The following is a 16,312-nucleotide window of genomic DNA, read 5'->3' on the forward strand; positions in this document are numbered from 1 at the left end:
TGCGGGGGGGGGGGGGGGGGGGGGGGGGGGGGGGGGGGGGGGGGGGGGGGGGGTGGGGGGGGGGGGGGGGGGGGGGGGGGTGGCGGGGGGGGGGGGGGGGGGGGTTGGGCCCCCCCCCCCCCCCGCTGGTGGTCGCCGGTACGGCCGTCAGCAGGGCCCGTCGTCGGCCCAGACGCCCCACTGGCCACTGGTGCTCGGCACCTCGTTCAGCGTCCACCACTTGGCGTGGTAGGCGTGCCCGTTGTACGAGACCTTGGCGCCGCCGTTGTACGTGGTGCTCGCGCTCCATGCCGGGGCGGCGCAGCTGCCCGGGGTGGTCGGCGGCGTGGTCGGGGGAGTCGTCGGCGGGGTGGTGGGCGGGGTGGTGGGCGGCGTGGTGGGCGGGGTCGCCCCGGCGAACTTCACCGTGAACCTGGTGAAGTCCCAGTCGTTCTGCACCACGCTGGAGCAGGAGCCGGACAGCCCCGGGTCGACGTTGCCCGCGCACTGGCGGTCCCGGTTGACCGACCAGTAGGTGTACCGGGCCAGGCCGTGCGCGGTGGCGAAGTCCAGCACGGTCTGGAAGTCGGACTGGTGGAAGTACTCGGCGGCGTCGGTGCGGCCGTTCATCATCGACACGCCCTCGTGGGCGTAGGCGGTGGCCTCGTTCCAGCCGAAGGTGGTCTGCAGGATCTGGTTGAACTTCACCAGCGCGTCGGTCTGCGCCGCGGCGCCGCTGAAGCCGCCGTCGAACGGCATGATCGAGTAGTTGTCGGGCGTGAAGCCCTGCGACTTGGCCTCGTTGAGCATCTGGGTGCCGAACCAGCCGGTGCCCGCGTTGGTGCCGGCGGTGGTGATCGAGACGTACAGGCCGGGGTTGTTCTGCTGGAGGATCCGCGCCGCGCCGATCTCGTTGTGGATGGCCGCGGTGTTCTCGTACTCCGGCTCCTCCAGGTCGAAGTCGATCGCCTTGAGGCCGTACTTGGTGATCACCTTCTGGTACCCGGCGGCGGTCGCCTCGGGGGTGCCGCAGACCTGGCCCAGCTTGGTGCCGCCGTACCCGCCGACCGACACCGAGACGTCCCCGCCCTTGCCGCGGACGGTCTGGATGACGCTCGGCATGGTGGTGTCGGTGTCGATCGGGGAGGTGCCGCCCCAGGCGGGCGAACAGCTGCTGCCCTGGGCCAGGATGAACGCCAGCTGGAAGGCCTTCTGGCCGGTGGCGTCCATGACGGCGGCGGCGTCCGGCGGGCTGTTGTCCTCGGGCATCAGGTACGGCGCCGAGGCGTACCAGTTGCTGCCGAGCCCTCCGGCGGCCCCGGTGCCGGTGGTGCCGGTGGTGTCCGCGGCGGCGGAGCCGGAGCCGGCCAGGGCGGCGACGCCGCCGGCGACCAGGCCGAGCGCGGCGGCCACGGCGAGTACGGCGCGGCGCCTGAAGGGGGGACGTGCGGTGTGCTGTGGGGGAAGAGCGCGTTCCATCGGAAGCCTTTCCAGGACACGGCAGTGGGGAAGGCGGGCCTGCTCACGCCGGGTGCGGGGGTGGCGTGGCGGCCGAACGGGCCGTCGGCGGCGGGTGGTTGCCGAAGGTCCTCACTGGTATAGACCTGTCAGGGAAGGGCGGTCAACCCCAAAGAGGTCAAGGCGCACCGGTCGGCCGACGGGCCCTGGAGCCGGCTCACCGGGACGGAACGCCGGCCGCCGCCCCGGCCGCCACTCCCGGCGCCATCCCCGCCAGCAGCGAGCCGACCGCCGGGGACCACGGGCGGCCGGTCGGCCCGGTCAGCGACAGCGTCCGGTGGACGGCGGGCCGGATCGGGACCAGCACGCAGTCGGCCGGGAGCATGGTCAGCGCCAGCGCGGGCATCACCGAGACCCCGACGCCCGCGTGCACCATGCCGATCAGGCTGTTCAGGTCGCGGATCCGGTGCCGGGGCGTGAAGCGGGTGCCGGCCCGCCGGTAGGCCTCGCGGATGTGGCGCTCGCAGCCGCCCTCCGAGAGCAGGAAGTCGTCGTCCTCCAACTCGGCCACGTGGACGGTCGGTTGACCGGCGAGCGGGTGGTCGCGGCGGAGCAGCGCGTGCATCGAGTCGGCGCCGAGCGAGACCGCCCCGGGCGGCAGCGGCCCGGCGTCCACCAGGACAGCGGCGTCCACCGTGCCCGCCTCCAGCCAGGCCGCCAGCTCGTCGTCCTCGCCCTCGAAGACCCGGACGGTCACCTGCGGGTAGGCCGCCCGCCAGTCCTTGAGCAGCCCGGGCAGCAGCGCCTGGCAGACGGTGGTCGGCGCCGCCAGCCGTACGGTGCCGGTCGGGCCGCCGGAGTGCCGGGTGGCGATCGCGCGGACGGCGGCGGCCGAGGCGACGGCGGTCCGGGCGTGCGGCAGGACCTGCTCGCCCAGCGGGGTGGGCCGGCACGGGCTGCCGCGCCACAGCACGGGCGCGCCGAGGCTGCGCTCCAGCGCGGCGACGGCGTGCGAGACCGCGGACTGGCTGATGCCGAGCTCGTCGGCGGCCGCGCTGAAGCCGCCGGTGTCGGCGACCGCGACCAGTGCCCTGAGCTGGGCCAGGTTGACGTCCGGGGTCATGAGACTTCCTCATCACGAGTGCACTGCCACTTGTTGGACTCATGCTGCGCCGCCGGGCCACGCTCTGTCCAGAAGACGCGACGGGAGGACGGAGGTGGTCGGGGTGAGGCGCTGGTTGCCGGGCTTCGTGGCACTGTCGGCGATCTGGGGCGCGAGCTTCGCCCTGATCAAGGTGGCGGTCGAGGCGGGCATGCCGCCGCTGTGGGTGGCGCTGTGGCGCTGCCTGCTCGGCGCCACCACGCTGTGGGCGGTGCTGCTGCTGCGCGGCGAGCGGGCCCCGCGCGACCGGGCGCTGTGGGGGCACTCGGCGATGGTCGCGGTGCTGCTCAACAGCGTGCCGTTCACCCTCTTCTCCTTCGGGGAGACCAGGGTCAGCTCGGTGCTCGCCGGGGTGATGAACGCGACCACCCCGCTGTTCACCCTGCTGTTCGCGGTGCTGACCGTCCCCGAGGAGCGCCGCCCGGGCGGCCGCCGGCTGGCCGGTCTCGGACTCGGCTTCGTCGGCGTGCTCACCGTGCTCGGGGTCTGGCGCGGCCTGGGCGCCGGTGCGACCGCCGGTGCGCTGGCCTGTCTGGCCGCCGCCTGCTGCTACGGCGCGGGCTTCGCCTACCTGCGCCGCTTCCTGTCCGGCCGCCCGGAGTCGGTGACCACCCTCTCCACACTCCAGATCACCTGCGCCACGGTGGAGTTGGCCCTGGTGGCGCCTTTCGCCGCGGGCCTTCCGCGCTGGCCGGGCGCCGCCGCGGCCGGCGCGCTGCTGGTGCTCGGCGCGCTCGGCACGGGCGTGGCCTACCTGCTCAACCTGGCGCTGGTCCGCGGCGCCGGGACGACGGTGGCCTCGGCTGTGACGTACGTGACGCCGCTGTGGTCCACCGCGCTCGGCGCGGCCTTCCTCGCCGAGCCGGTCGGCTGGAACGCCCTGGCCGGCGGCGCGCTGGTGGTCGCCGCCGTCGCGCTGACCAGGCCGCGCGCGGCCCGAGCCCGGGCCCCGAAGGACCGTCAGCCGGTCGGTTAGGGTGGACCGGGTGAACGAGGGGTCGGTGACGGACGGGGAGCGGCGGCCGACGTCCGTCCGTGAGGCGCTGCGGGCGCACCCGCTGCGCTTCCCGTTCACCCGCTGGGTGCCGCGCTGCTGGGCGTACCTGCTCGGCGGGGCGCTGTTCGGGCCGGTGCTGCTGGTGGTCCTCGCGGTGCTGCTGGTGGTCGGTGCGGGCCTGTCGGTGGTCGGCGTCGGACTGCCGGTGCTGCTCGCCCTGGCGCTCGCGGGCATCCCCGCCGCCGGTGTGGCCCGGTGGCGGCTGCGGCTGGTCGAGCCGGTCCCGCCGCCCGACCCGCACCGCAGTCTGCCCGGGGCCGGCCGCCGGGCCCGCGTCCGCACCCGGCTGCGCGAGCGGGCCACCTGGCGCGAACTCGCCCACGCCGGGCTCACCTCGACCGTGCTGGCCGCCGCCTCGCTGGGCTTCACCGCGCTGCTGGTGATCTCCGGCGCGTTCACGGTCTCCCCGCTGGTGGTCTGGGCGCTCGCCCCGGAGACCGTGATGCTCGTCCCCGGGCGCGCCGTCGCCGGGCCGTTCGCCGCCCTGCCGTTCACCGCCGCCGGACTGGCCGGTCTGCTGCTCTGCGCGTACGCCGGAGCGCTGCTGGTCCGGGCCGAGGTCGCGCTGGCCCGCTTCCTGCTCGGACCCCGGGAGGACGACCTCGGCCACCAGGTGCTCGAACTCACCCGCTCCCGGGCCCGGTTGGCCGACGCCTTCGAGGCCGAGCGGCGCCGGATCGAGCGCGACCTGCACGACGGCGCGCAGCAGCAGCTGGTCGCGCTCAGCATGACCCTCGGGCTCGCCGAGTACGAGCTGCGCGACCGGGACGGCCGGGCGGCGGAGCTCGTCACCCGGGCGCGCGGCGAGGCCCGGCAGGCGCTGGAGCAGCTGCGCGGGCTGGTGCGCGGCATCCACCCGCAGGTGCTCACCGACCACGGGCTCGCCGCCGCCGTCGACGAGGTCGCGCAGCGCCACCCGATCCCGGTGGCCACCGACATCGAGCTCCCGGAGCGGCTGCCCGCCCCGGTGGAGACCACCGCCTACTTCACCGTCACCGAGGCGCTCACCAACGCCGCCAAGCACAGCGGCGCCACCGCGATCACCGTCCACGGGCGGCTCGCGGGCGGCCGGCTGGTCGTCCAGGTGACCGACGACGGCCGGGGCGGGGCGGACCCGGCCGCCGGGGCCGGGCTGGCGGGACTCGCCGACCGGGTGGCACTGCTGAGAGGACGGTTGATGGTGACGAGCCCGACGGGCGGCCCGACGACGCTGCGGCTGGAGGTCCCGTGCTCCGGGTCGTGATCGCCGAGGACGCGGTGCTGCTGCGCGCCGGACTGGTCGAACTCCTCACCCTCGGCGGCCACCGGGTGACCGCCGCCGTCGGCGACGCGGAGGCGCTGGCCGCGGCCGTCGACGCCGAGCGGCCGGACATCGTGGTCACCGACGTCCGGATGCCCCCCGACCACACCGACGAGGGCCTGCGCGCCGCCCTCGCCCTGCGCGAGCGCCACCCGGGCCTGCCCGTCCTGGTCCTCTCCCAGTACGTGGCCACCCCGTACGCGACCCGGCTGCTCGCCGCGGCCGGCGCCCAACCGGCCGGTCTGGGCTACCTGTTGAAGGACCGGGTCGGCGACGTCGCGGACTTCCTGGACGCGCTGCGGCGGGTCGCCGACGGGGAGACGCTGATCGACCCCGAGGTGGTCCGGGTGCTGCTGCGCGGCCGGTCCGCCGACCGCCCGCTGGCCCGGCTCACCCCGCGCGAGCGCGAGGTGCTCGCGCTGATGGCCGAGGGCCTCAACAACCAGGCCGTGGCAGGCCGGTTGAGCATCACCGAGGCCTCGGTGGTGAAGCACTGCGGGAACATCTTCATGAAGCTGGACCTGGACCCGACGGAGGGTAACCGGCGGGTCCTCGCGGTGCTGGCCCACCTGCGCGGGGAGTGAACCGGCGGGCTCCGTACGGCTTTTGAGTGACGCCCTTGTCAGGGCGGCCGCGGTGCCGGAACGATGGCGGCATGGCGAGGACACGGGAACCGCAGAGCGCGATCGTCAACCGGATGCTCAAGGGCGAGGCGACCAGGGACGACACCACGACGGCCCAGACCAACTTCCTGCTGTGGCTGCGGCAGGAGTGGGCCGGGGACGGGGACCAGGCGCTGGCGGCCTGCCAGGACGTGCTGACGGCCGCCGGGGGCGAGGAGTGGCGAGCACTTCCGGAACGCGACCTGTCCGCCCACGTCTGGCTGTTCAGCTTCTCCTGCCCGAGCCGGGAGGACCTGCCGGGCCAGGCGCGGAACTGGGTGACGGCGGTCGGCGCCAACGGCGGGGCGCCCGCGATCGCCCGGCTGGTCAGGCACCTGCGGGGGCAGCCGGAGTGACCGTACCGGCCGGATCGACCGCGGTGGCCGGGTCGGCCGGGTCCGGCAGGGGCACGGCGGGGTCGAGCAGCTCGGTGAGCCGCCGCGCCGAGGCCTCCCAGGTCCAGTGCTCCTCCGCCCAGCGCCGCCCCGCCGCCCCCATCCGGGCGCGCTCGGCGGGCGGGGCGAGCAGGATCCGGGTCAGGGCGGCGGCCACTTCGGCGGGCGCGCGGCCGTCGACGACCGCGCCGGTGACGCCGTCCAGGACGGTGTCCGGGGCGCCGCCGGAGCGGCCGACCACCACCGGGAGGCCGGCCGCGGCCGCCTCCAGGAAGACGATGCCGAGGCCCTCGGCCTCCAGGCCCAGCCGGCGGGTGCGGCACGGCATCGCGAAGACGTCCGCCCCCGCGTAGTGGACGGCCGTCGCGGCGTGGTCGAGGCCGCCGGTGAACACCACGCTGCCCGGCTCGGCGAGGCGGAGGGCGAGGCCCCGCAGCCGGTCCTCGTCCGGGCCCCGGCCGACCAGCACCAGGGTCGTCCCGGGCACGGCCCGGCGGATCGCGGGCAGCGCGCGGATCAGCACGTCCTGGCCCTTGCGCGGGACCAGCCGCGCCACGCAGAGGACCACCGGGGCGGCGGACGCCTCCCCGACGGAGTCCTCGGAGGCCGGCCGGAAGACCGCCGGGTCGACCCCCGGCACCAGGCGCGCCAGCCGGGCGTCCGGTCCGAGCGCGGGCGCGATCCGGGCGCGGGTGTAGGCGCCGAGGTAGGTGACCACGTCCGTGCCGCGGCCGATCCGGCGCAGCAGGCCGCGGGCGCCCGGGGTGCGGGCCCACCAGATCTCGTGGCCGTGGGTGGTGGCGACGGTGCGGCGGATGCCGGGCGCCAGCCGCCGCAGGCCGGGCGTCATCGCGGCGAGCGGCGCGGCGGCGCCGAACCAGACCCGGTCGCAGCCGTGCGCCCGGGCTATCTCGGCGGCCCGGCGGGTGGCCCGCGGGGTCGGCAGCAGGGTGCGGGCGCGGTCGCGGATCACCGGGTAGGGGAGAGCGGCGTCGTGGTGCTCCGCACCCGGTTCGGCCGAGGTGTAGACCACGACGTCGTGACCGGGGACGCGGTCGGCCATGGCCTTGACGAAGGTTTCGATGCCGCCCTGGCGCGGCGGGAAGTCGTTGGTGACGACGAGGGTGGTGCCCATGGCAGGCCTTTCGGAACGGAGAGCGGAACGGAGGACGGGAGGGAGAGCGGAACGGAGGACGGGAGGGAGGGCGAGACGGAGGACGAGAGGGAGAGCAGGACCAGGACGAGCGGCAGCGCGAGGTAGCCGAACCGTCCGGCGGGCGCCAGCAGGAAGGCCGCGGTCAGCCCGAGGGCCAGCCGGTGCACCGCGGCGGGCGCGGTGCGGGGCGGCCGGACGGCCAGGGACGCCCCGACGGCGAGCCCGGCGAGCAGCAGCAGGCCGACGGCGGCGCACCAGCCGGCCGGGCCGAGGTCGGCCAGCAGCCGCCCGGGCAGCGGGCTCGCGGCCGGCGTCGGCAGGCCGCCGCGCCCGGTGGGGAAGGCGAACACCTGCTCCACCAGCGGCCCCGGCGCGCGCAGCGCCACCGGCAGCACCGCCAGCGCCGCCGCCCCCACCGCGACGGCTACCCCGCGCAGCGCCGCGCGCCGTCCGGCGGTGGCCGCCAGCAGGGCCGCCACCACGGCCAGCGCCGGCCAGGCCGTCCACTTCAGCGCGCAGGCGGCGGCCAGCGCCAACCCGGCCGCCACCGGCCGTCGTTCGGCGGCGCGGACCAGGGCGAGCCAGCAGAGGCCGGTGAGCGGCAGGTCCACCCCGCTGACGCAGAGCGGCAGCGCGACCACCGGCGAGGCGGTGAGCGCGGCGGCGCCGAGCCGGCGCCCGGCGGGCACCGTCCGCAGCACGCAGACCAGGAACACCGCCGCGCACCACAGCCGGGCGTCGCCCAGCGGCGAGCCGCCCAGCGGGGTGCCGTCCAGCAGCGCCCGCGGCAGACCCAGCAGGGCCATCCCGGGGAGGTACGGGGTGTACTCCTCGACGGTCCGCGGCTCGGCCAGGTACGGCGTGCCGGTGTGCAGCAGCAGCGACCCGGAGCGCTCGATCACCCCGACCTCGCTCTGCCCCCGCCCGTCCAGGACCAGCAGGAGCAGTGGCATCAGCACCGCCCCGAGGGCCGCGACCGCCACCGAGACCTCACGTCCGCGCCGCCGCACCAGCACCACGGCGAGCGCCGCCAGCAGGTACCCGCAGGCCGCCCAGGCCCCCCAACTCCGGTGCGGCCCGAGCCCGGACACCACCGGGAACGCCCCCGCCCACCCCGCCGCGACCAGCCACCCGCCGCACCACCACCACGCCCGTTTCGTCACCGCTTCATTGCATCGCCGCAGCTCGGCGGGGTCATCACGGCCAGGTCGAGTCTCGTGGTCGGGTTTTCCCTACCCCGCCCCGACGGCCGCCGGCGGCGGGCGCCGTCCTCGGGGCCGGCCCGGCGGCGGGGCGGGGTCGGCGCCACCTCCCGCTCCCCGTACTGACATTCGGTGGCGGCCGGATTACTGATCGTCCCCGCCGCGCCGCTATCCTCGCCCTGTGGTGAGGTCGTGGGATGCGGCGGTGGAGCGGGCGCAGGACCGGCTGGCGGCGGGGCCGCGGCTGCGGGCGGCCGGGCCGGGGGACGAACGGCGGTTCGCGCTCTGGGACTTGGCGTCCCTGGTGGAGGGCGGGCTGGGCGAGCTGGTGGACCCGGACGGGCTGGCGCCGCCGGCGGAGCGCGCCTGGCGGGAGCGGCTGGGGGAGAGCGGGCGGGAGTGGCCGGGCGGTGAGCTGTACCGGCGGCGCTACTGGATCCAGGACGACGACGGCGCCGTGGTGGGCACCGTCGCCGTGGACAACTGGACCAAGGGCCCGAGCCAGCTCGCCGTCTCCTCCCTCTACGTGACCCCGGCCGCGCGCGGGCGGGGCCTGGCCGCCGCGGCGCTGGACGAGGTGTACGCGGCGGCCACCGCCGAGGGCCTGCCGGGGTTCCGGCTGGAGGCGCACTGGACCTGGCAGCCGGCGGTCCGCTACTACCTGCGCCGGGGCCTGTGGGTGGTGGGCTGGAAGCACTCGCTCTCCTTCGCCCGGATGCCCCAACTCCCCCTGCACCGGGTGCGGGAGGAGGACGGCCGGCTGCTCCTGCTGGTCGCCGACCGGCTGCGCGGCTGGGTGCCGATACTGGCCGCCGGGCAGGAGGGCCGCTGGCTGCGGCTGGACGAGACGGCGGACTACCGGGGCTGCGACGGCTGGGTGCACGAGTACGCCCGTTCCACGCTGGCCCTGTACCTGGCGCTGGCCGGCCGGCCGCTGGTGCGCGGCCCGCAGTGGTGGGCGGAGGCGTGGCGCTGGTCGGATGCCGGGGAGCCAGAGGGCCTGGCGTACCGGATAGAGGAGTTCGAGCGGGTGGCCCGGGCGGCGGGCCGGCGGGTGGTGAGCCCGTACCGCCCGGTGCCGCTGCCGGAGAGCGCGTTGCCGGAGGGCGCGTTGCCGGAGTCCGTCCCGCCGCAGTCAGTGTCCCCGCGGTCCGCGCTGCCGGGCTCCGCGCCGCGGCCCGGGTCCCCGCAGCTGGCAGACTCGGGGGATGGCTGAGATCGAGATCGACGGCGCCCCCGCCGACCCGGCGCGGCTGGCCGCGCTGGGGCTGCTCAACTACGGGCACTTCACCACCCTGCGCGCCGAGGCGGGCCGGGTGCGCGGTCTGGCCCTGCACCTGGACCGGCTGGTCCGGGACTGCCGGGCGCTGTTCGGCGCCGAGCTGGACCGGGCGGCGGTGCGGGAGCGGATCGGCGCGGTGCTGCCCGCCGACGGTGCGCCGGTGATCGTCCGGGTCACGGTGTACGACCCGGCGCTCGGCCTGGAGCGCCCCGCCGCCCCGGCCGCGCCCGCCCTGCTGGTGACCACCCGCCCGGCCGCGGCGGCCGAGCCCGCCCCGCTGCGGGTCCGCACCGCGGCGTACCGGCGGGAGCTGCCGGAGGTGAAGCACGTCGGCCTGTTCGGCCTGGTGCACCACCGTCGGCAGGCCCAACTGGCGGGCTACGACGACGTGCTGCTGGTCGGCGAGGACGGCCTGGTGGTCGAGGGCGCGACCTGGAACGTCGGCTTCCTGGCCGGGGAGCGGCTGGTCTGGCCGCAGGGCCCGAGCCTGCCCGGGGTGACGGAGGCGCTGCTGTCCGGCGCGTACCGGGGCCCGCAGTCCCGCGAGCCGCTGCCCGCCGACGGGCTGGACCGCTTCACCGCCGCCTTCGCGGTGAACGCGGGGGTCGGGGTGCGCCCGCTGGCGGCCGTGGACGGCACCGCCTTCGACCCCGCGCACCCGGCGCTCGCCGTCCTGCGCGCCGCTTACCTGGGGATTCCCGCCGAAGCGGTGGGGGGATAACCCCACCGCCGTTCCGCCGGTGGCCTGCATGGTTCGCGGAGCCCGTCGTCCCTAGGTTGGAGCACGTTGACGACGAGCGACGCAGAACCGAAGGAAGGCCCACCCATGGCACGCCGCCAAGACCGCCGCAGGACCGACGAGTTCGGGACGGATCAGTACGGCCCCGGCGGCCACGCTGCCGAGGGGTACGGCCCCGACGGATACGGCCGCGAGGGCTACGGCGCCGACGGTCACGGCGGGTACGCCCCGGCCCCGCAGGCGGCCCCCGCGATCGAGCTGCGCGGGGTGCGCCGCACCTACGGCCGCGGCGAGGCGACGGTGCACGCGCTGCGCGGGGTCGACCTGGCGCTCGCCCACGGCAGCTTCACCGCGGTGATGGGCCCGTCCGGCTCCGGCAAGTCCACCTTCCTCCAGTGCGCGGCGGGCCTGGACCGCCCGGACTCCGGGCAGGTCCGGCTCGGCGGCGAGGACATCACCGCGCTGAGCGAGAACCGGCTGACCAAGCTGCGCCGCAGCCGGATCGGCTTCGTCTTCCAGGCCTTCAACCTGCTGCCCTCGCTGACCGTCGAGCAGAACGTGCTGCTCCCGCAGCGCCTCGCCGGGGAGCGCCAGGACCGGGCCCGGGCACGGGAGCTGCTGGCCCGGGTGGGCCTGGGCGAGCACGCCAAGCGGCGGCCCGGCCAGCTCTCCGGCGGCCAGCAGCAGCGGGTGGCGATCGCCCGCGCGCTGATCACCCGCCCGGACGTGGTCTTCGCCGACGAGCCGACCGGCGCGCTGGACACCCGCACCGCGCACGAGGTGCTGGCCCTGCTGCGGCAGGCCGTGGACTCGCTCGGCGCGACGGTGGTGATGGTGACCCACGACCCGGTGGCGGCCTCCTTCGCCGACCGGGTGCTGTTCCTGGCCGGCGGCGCGATCGTCGACGACCTGCCGCACCCGAGCCCGCAGATCGTCGCGGACCGGATGGTCGCGCTGACCGCCCGCCCGGTGGGAGCCGCGGCATGACGAACGGACTCGCGCGCTCCTCGGTGCGCTTCCGGCCCGCGTCCTTCGCGGGCACCCTGGTCGCCCTGCTGCTGGGCGCCGCCGTGGTGGTGGCCTGCGGCGTGCTGCTGCAGACCGGTCTGACCGCGAGCCTCAAGCCGGCCCGGTACGCGGACACCCCGGTGGTGGTCGCGGCCGACCAGGCGGTGAAGATCCAGCGGAAGGTCGGCACGGACACCGAGACGACGGAGGAGGCCACCCCGGAGCGGGCCCGGACGGACGCCGCGCTGGCCGGCCGACTGGCCGCGCTGCCCGGGGTCGCGGCGGCCCGCCCGGACACCGCCTTCCCGCTGCCCGCCTCCGGCCGGGCGCCGGCCCTGACCGGCCGGGGCTTCGCCGCGCTCGGCATCGCCGGGCCGGGCGACACCCTGGTCGAGGGCCGGGCCCCCGGCGCGAACGAGGTGGTGCTGGACGCCGACACGGCGCGCGCCGCCCACATCGCGCCCGGCGCGAACCTCACGCTCACCGCGCCCGGCGGCACCGCGGACTACCGGGTCTCCGGCCTGGCCGCCGCCCAGCAGGCCGGACCCACCGCCTGGTTCGCGGACGCCACAGCCGACCGCCTCTCCGGCCACCCCGGCCGGATCGACGCCATCGCCGTCCAGCCCCGCGCGGGCGTGACCACCGCCGCGCTCGCCGCCCAGGTCCGCCAGGCCGTCGGCGGCGACGCCGGTGCCAAGGCGGGAGCCGACGCCGTTGCCGGAGCCGGTGCCGTCAAGGTCCTCACCGGGGACGACCGGGGCGCCGTCGAGCACCCCGACCTCGGCGGAGCCCGCACCCTGCTGATGGCCCTCGGCGGCAGCTTCGGCGGCTACGCCACCATGACCGCGGTCTTCGTGGTGATGAGCACCGTCGCCCTCGCCACCGGCCAGCGCGCCCGCGAGTTCGCCCTGCTGCGCGCCATCGGCGCCACCCCGCGCCAGATCCGCCGCACCATCGCCGCCGAGGCGATGCTGGTCGCGCCGCTCGCCGCGGCGCTCGGCATCCTGCCCGGAATCGCCCTCGCCCGCTGGTGGTTCGACCAGCTGGTCGAGCGCGGTGCCGTCCCCGCGGACGTCCGCCTGGACGTCGGCCCGCTGCCGATGCTCGCCGCCGTCCTCGCCTGCACCCTCGCCGCGCTGACCGCCGGGTTCCTGGCCGCCCGCCGGCCGTCCCGGATGCGGGCCGCCCAGGCGCTCGGCGAGGCCGCCGTCGAAGCGCCCCGCCCGGGCGCGGTGCGCACCGTCCTCGGACTGGTCTTCGCCGCCGGCGGCATCGCGGCCGCGGCCATCGCCACCTCCCTGGACGGCGCCAAGGCCGCCCAGACCGCGCTCGGCGTGGTGATGTGCTTCATGATGGCCGTCGCCCTGCTCGGCCCCTGGCTGGCCCGGGTCGCCGCCGCGGTGCTCGGCGCCCCGCTGCGGGCCGGCGGCGCGCCCGGCTCGCTGGCCGCCGACAACACCCGCGCCAACGCCCGCCGCCTGGCCTCCGCGATCACCCCGATCGTCCTGGTCACCGCCTTCTGCGGCACCCTGCTGATCATCCAGAGCACCGTGCGCCACACCAGCGGCGAGAACGTCCGGGCCGGCGTCACCGCCGACCACGTGGTCGGCGCCACCGGCCCCGGCCTGCCCGCCGGGACGGCCGAGCGGGCGGGCCGGGTGCCCGGCGTGGACACCGCCGTCGGCGTGCTGCGCACCGGCGTCGTCTACCGCAACGGCGACCAGCTGAGCTCCGCCCCCGTGCTCGGCGTCGACGGCGACCCGGCCCGGCTGCCGAAGGTGCTCGACCTGGGCGTGCGCAGCGGTGCGCTCGCCGACCTCGGCCGCGCCCCCGACACCGTGGCGCTGAGCTCCACCCTGGCCGAGGCGTTCGGCGCCGAGGTCGGCGACCGGGTCCCGCTCTGGCTCGGCGACGGCACCGCCGTCCGGCCCGCCGTGGTCGCGGTGTACGACCGCGGGCTCGGCGTCGGCCAGGCGCTGCTGCCCCGGGCCGCGGTGGCCGCGCACGTCACCGCCGGGTACGACAGCCAGGTGCTGGTCGCCGACGCGCCGGGCGCCGACCGGGCGGCGGTGGCCGCCGGGCTGGGCGGGCTGGCCGGGGCCGCGGTGACCGACCGGGCCGGGTTCGTCGCCCAGTCCGACAAGGCGATGGAGGTCAACGGCTGGGCCAACACCGTGATGGCCGCCGTGCTCGGCGGGTTCGCCGCCGTCAGCGCCGCCAACACCCTGGTGATGACGGTGCTGGACCGGCGCCGCGAGGTCGCGCTGCTGCGGCTGGCCGGCACCACCCGGCGCCAGGTGCGCGGCATGATGCGCTGGGAGGCGCTGCTGGTGGCCTCGACCGGGCTGGCGGTCGGCGCGGTGATCGCCGCGGTCACCCTGGTGCCGGTCGCCCGGGGCGTGGCCAACTCCGCCCCGTACGTCCCGCCGATGCTGGCCCTGCCGCTGGCCGCCGGAGCCGTGCTGCTCTGCCTCGCGGCGACCGGGGTGCCGGTCCGGGCGCTGCTGCGGACCCGGCCGGCGGGGCTGGGCGCGGCGCGTCAGTAGCGGGCCCGCGGGAGGCGAGGAAGGGGGTGCTCTTGAGGACGACTCAAGGGCACCCCCTTCCTTCGGGTGAGAACGACGGCCCCGAGCGGGCGGTCATGGGGACCACATGACGGTCCGATGACCTTTTCAAGAGCTGATCGTGACGTCGCATCAGTTACGCTCGCGCCCGCCCCGCCAGACCGTCGACGCAGAGAGTAGCCCGACCATGAGCAGTCCTCCTGCCGCCCCCGCGCCCCGCTGGCCGCTGATCCTGCTGCGTACCTCCACCACCCTGCTCGCCCTGCTGGCACTGCTCCAGGTCATGCTGGCCGGCAGCTTCCTGAACGGCACCTACGACTCCCTGAAGGACCACGAGGGCAACGCGATGATGCTGGCCACCGTGGTGGTGCTCCAGCTCGCGGTGGCCGTCGCCGTCCGGTGGCCCGGCCGGGGCCCGCTCTGGCCGCTGTGGACCACCGCCGTGCTCACCGTCGCCGTCATCGGCCAGATCACCGCCGGCTACGCCCGGGCGCTCGGCGTGCACGTCACGCTCGGCGTGCTGCTGGTCAGCGGCGTGCTGTTCGGTCTGGTCGGCGCCTGGCGGCTGCCGCTGCCGGCCCGGGAGGCGCGGGTCGTCGGCGGTCCGGACGGCACCGGGCGGCTGCCGCGTCCCGGCGGACCGGTCGAGGTGGTCAAGTGAACCGGCGCCGGTTCCTGTGCGTCGGCGCCTCCGTGCTCGGCGCGGGCGCCCTGGTCTCCGTGGCCGGCCCCTCCGTCGCCCGGCTGCTCGCCGAGGGCCGCCCCGGGCAGCTGCTGAGCAGCGAACTCGACCTGCCGGAGGCCTTCCGGGCCGCGCTGCCGGTGCCGACCGTGCTGCAACCGGTGCGCACCGACGCGACCGCCGACCACTACGAGATCACCCAGCAGGTCGCCCGGCTGGAGATCCTGCCCGGGGTGCGGACCGAGGCCTGGACGTACGGCGGCGGCTTCCCCGGGCCGACCGTGGTCACCCGCTCCGGGCGGACGGCGGTGGTCAAGCACCGCAACGAGCTGCCGGTGCCCTCGGTGACCCACCTGCACGGCGGGCACACCCCGGCGGACAGCGACGGCTACCCGGTGGACCTGCTGCTGCCGGTGGGGTCCTCGCCGGACGCCGCCCAGCAGGCGGGCGGCATGGCCGGGATGTCCGGGATGTCCGGGACGGACCACGCCGCCGCCCGCACCGCCGTCGGCGAGCGCAGCTACACCTATCCGGGCAAGCAGCGCGCCGCCACCCTCTGGTACCACGACCACCGGATGGGCTTCACCGGCCCCGGCGTCTGGCGCGGACTGGCCGGCTTCCACCTCGTGCACGACGACGAGGAGGACGCGCTGCCGCTGCCGCGCGGCGAGCGGGACCTGCCGCTGATGATCACCGACCGCTCCTTCGCCGCCGACGGCTCCTTCCGCTACCCCGCCGTCGACCCGCAGCTCGCCGAGCCGGGCGTCACCGACGCCTACGCCAACGGCGTGCTCGGCGACGTCATCCTGGTCAACGGCGCGCCCTGGCCCCGGCTGGACGTCGACCGGGCCCGCTACCGGCTGCGGCTGCTCAACGCCTCCAACGCCCGGCTCTACCGGCTCGAACTCGACCCGCAGCCGGCCGGCGGCGACGCCCTGGTCCAGATCGGCTCCGACGGCGGCCTGCTCGCCGCCCCGATCCGGCACGACGGCATCGAGATCGCGCCCGCCGAACGCTTCGACGTCGTGGTCGACTTCTCCCGCTACCAGCCCGGCACCCAGGTCCGGCTGGTCAACCGCTTCGGCAGCGGCCGGACGGCCGAGGTGATGCGCTTCGACGTCACCGCGAAGCAGCCGGCCGACGACGCGACGGTGCCCGACCGGCTCGCCGCCGTCGAGGCCCTGGACGCCTCCGCCGCCGTCGCCACCCGCGACTTCACCTTCCGGCGCAGCCGCGGCGACGGCTGGACCATCAACGGCCGCCCGTACAAGCCGGGGGAGTCCATCGCCACGCCCGCCCTCGGCACGGTCGAGCTCTGGCGCTTCTCCACCGACCTGCACCACCCGGTGCACGTCCACCTCGACCACTTCCAGGTGATCGGCCGCAACGGCGCCGACCCGGGCCCGTACGACGCGGGATGGAAGGACACCGTGGACCTGCGCCCGGCCGAGGCGGTGGAGGTACTGGTGCGCTTCACCGACTACGCGGGGGCGTACATGCTGCACTGCCACAACCTGGAGCACGAGGACATGGCGATGATGGCGGACTTCACGGTGCGCTGAGCCGCCGGGGTTCACCCGGACGGCCGACCGCCGGAGGGCGCGCGCTGCGCCCTCCGGCACCCGTGTCCTAGCCTCGCGGGGAGGAGGGGACCCGCCGACGCCCG

At 76.7% G+C, this 16,312-nt stretch carries 14 protein-coding genes; 10 read left to right on the forward strand and 4 right to left on the reverse strand.

The genetic code is table 11. The annotated features are described in order from the left end of the window. Positions 1-147: 147 nt before the first annotated feature. Together ACFY4B_RS05165 and ACFY4B_RS05170 are read right to left on the reverse strand one after the other, a co-directional pair. On the reverse strand, positions 148-1,458 hold the full coding sequence (locus ACFY4B_RS05165; RefSeq protein WP_387966529.1) for a chitinase: 1,311 nt from the start codon (positions 1,456-1,458) through the stop codon (positions 148-150). A gap of 196 nt (positions 1,459-1,654) precedes the next feature. Beyond that, on the reverse strand, positions 1,655-2,560 hold the full coding sequence (locus ACFY4B_RS05170) for a LysR family transcriptional regulator (protein WP_380738131.1): 906 nt from the start codon (positions 2,558-2,560) through the stop codon (positions 1,655-1,657). Between the two features lie 103 nt (positions 2,561-2,663). Here ACFY4B_RS05170 and ACFY4B_RS05175 point away from each other — a divergent pair, with 103 nt between their 5' ends. The 4 genes from ACFY4B_RS05175 (at position 2,664) to ACFY4B_RS05190 (ending at position 5,974) form a co-directional block, all read left to right on the forward strand. Beyond that, on the forward strand, positions 2,664-3,575 hold the full coding sequence (locus tag ACFY4B_RS05175) for a DMT family transporter (protein WP_387966530.1): 912 nt from the start codon (positions 2,664-2,666) through the stop codon (positions 3,573-3,575). Between the two features lie 10 nt (positions 3,576-3,585). Continuing rightward, positions 3,586-4,899: a sensor histidine kinase gene (locus tag ACFY4B_RS05180; RefSeq protein ID WP_380777344.1), complete on the forward strand. Its 1,314-nt coding sequence runs from the start codon at positions 3,586-3,588 to the stop codon at positions 4,897-4,899. Beyond that, positions 4,884-5,540: a response regulator transcription factor gene (locus ACFY4B_RS05185; RefSeq protein ID WP_049660614.1), complete on the forward strand. Its 657-nt coding sequence runs from the start codon at positions 4,884-4,886 to the stop codon at positions 5,538-5,540. Before ACFY4B_RS05180 ends, ACFY4B_RS05185 begins: the two co-directional genes overlap by 16 nt. Positions 5,541-5,611: 71 nt before the next feature. Continuing rightward, a complete protein-coding gene (locus ACFY4B_RS05190; protein WP_049660617.1) occupies positions 5,612-5,974 on the forward strand; it encodes a hypothetical protein in 363 nt (120 codons plus the stop codon). On the opposite strand, the gene ACFY4B_RS05195 is transcribed toward ACFY4B_RS05190, so the two are convergent. Both ACFY4B_RS05195 and ACFY4B_RS05200 read right to left on the reverse strand, forming a co-directional pair. After that, complete coding sequence (locus ACFY4B_RS05195) at positions 5,946-7,076, reverse strand: glycosyltransferase family 4 protein (RefSeq protein WP_387966531.1); 1,131 nt, start codon at positions 7,074-7,076, stop codon at positions 5,946-5,948. The two genes, ACFY4B_RS05190 and ACFY4B_RS05195, sit on opposite strands and share 29 nt — an antisense overlap. After that, a complete protein-coding gene (locus tag ACFY4B_RS05200) occupies positions 6,983-8,332 on the reverse strand; it encodes a glycosyltransferase 87 family protein (protein WP_387966532.1) in 1,350 nt (449 codons plus the stop codon). The genes ACFY4B_RS05195 and ACFY4B_RS05200 overlap by 94 nt, the downstream gene beginning before the upstream one ends. Positions 8,333-8,555: 223 nt before the next feature. Here ACFY4B_RS05200 and ACFY4B_RS05205 point away from each other — a divergent pair, with 223 nt between their 5' ends. The 6 genes from ACFY4B_RS05205 (at position 8,556) to ACFY4B_RS05230 (ending at position 16,208) form a co-directional block, all read left to right on the forward strand. Further along, positions 8,556-9,587: a GNAT family N-acetyltransferase gene (locus ACFY4B_RS05205; RefSeq protein ID WP_387966533.1), complete on the forward strand. Its 1,032-nt coding sequence runs from the start codon at positions 8,556-8,558 to the stop codon at positions 9,585-9,587. After that, a complete protein-coding gene (locus ACFY4B_RS05210) occupies positions 9,580-10,374 on the forward strand; it encodes an aminotransferase class IV (protein WP_117490597.1) in 795 nt (264 codons plus the stop codon). Before ACFY4B_RS05205 ends, ACFY4B_RS05210 begins: the two co-directional genes overlap by 8 nt. A 105-nt stretch (positions 10,375-10,479) precedes the next feature. Further along, positions 10,480-11,379, forward strand: coding sequence for an ABC transporter ATP-binding protein (locus ACFY4B_RS05215; protein WP_387966534.1), 900 nt, complete (start codon positions 10,480-10,482; stop codon positions 11,377-11,379). Then, entirely contained in the window at positions 11,376-13,946 is a 2,571-nt protein-coding gene (locus ACFY4B_RS05220) for an FtsX-like permease family protein (protein WP_387966535.1), read from the forward strand. The genes ACFY4B_RS05215 and ACFY4B_RS05220 overlap by 4 nt, the downstream gene beginning before the upstream one ends. Before the next feature lie 205 nt (positions 13,947-14,151). Continuing rightward, complete coding sequence (locus ACFY4B_RS05225; RefSeq protein ID WP_387966536.1) at positions 14,152-14,625, forward strand: hypothetical protein; 474 nt, start codon at positions 14,152-14,154, stop codon at positions 14,623-14,625. Next, entirely contained in the window at positions 14,622-16,208 is a 1,587-nt protein-coding gene (locus ACFY4B_RS05230; protein ID WP_387966537.1) for a multicopper oxidase family protein, read from the forward strand. The genes ACFY4B_RS05225 and ACFY4B_RS05230 overlap by 4 nt, the downstream gene beginning before the upstream one ends. Positions 16,209-16,312 lie beyond the last annotated feature (104 nt).

This window comes from Kitasatospora sp. NPDC001261, assembly GCF_042896795.1.
In the GTDB taxonomy this organism is placed as follows: Bacteria; Actinomycetota; Actinomycetes; order Streptomycetales; family Streptomycetaceae; genus Kitasatospora.

Coding starts and splice junctions, on each gene's coding strand:
- ACFY4B_RS05165 (WP_387966529.1), bottom strand. CDS start 1,458: ATGGAACGCGCTCTTCCCCCACAGCACACCGCACGTCCCCCCTTCAGG.
- ACFY4B_RS05170 (WP_380738131.1), bottom strand. CDS start 2,560: ATGACCCCGGACGTCAACCTGGCCCAGCTCAGGGCACTGGTCGCGGTC.
- ACFY4B_RS05190 (WP_049660617.1), top strand. CDS start 5,612: ATGGCGAGGACACGGGAACCGCAGAGCGCGATCGTCAACCGGATGCTC.
- ACFY4B_RS05195 (WP_387966531.1), bottom strand. CDS start 7,076: ATGGCCGACCGCGTCCCCGGTCACGACGTCGTGGTCTACACCTCGGCC.
- ACFY4B_RS05210 (WP_117490597.1), top strand. CDS start 9,580: ATGGCTGAGATCGAGATCGACGGCGCCCCCGCCGACCCGGCGCGGCTG.
- ACFY4B_RS05215 (WP_387966534.1), top strand. CDS start 10,480: ATGGCACGCCGCCAAGACCGCCGCAGGACCGACGAGTTCGGGACGGAT.
- ACFY4B_RS05220 (WP_387966535.1), top strand. CDS start 11,376: ATGACGAACGGACTCGCGCGCTCCTCGGTGCGCTTCCGGCCCGCGTCC.
- ACFY4B_RS05225 (WP_387966536.1), top strand. CDS start 14,152: ATGAGCAGTCCTCCTGCCGCCCCCGCGCCCCGCTGGCCGCTGATCCTG.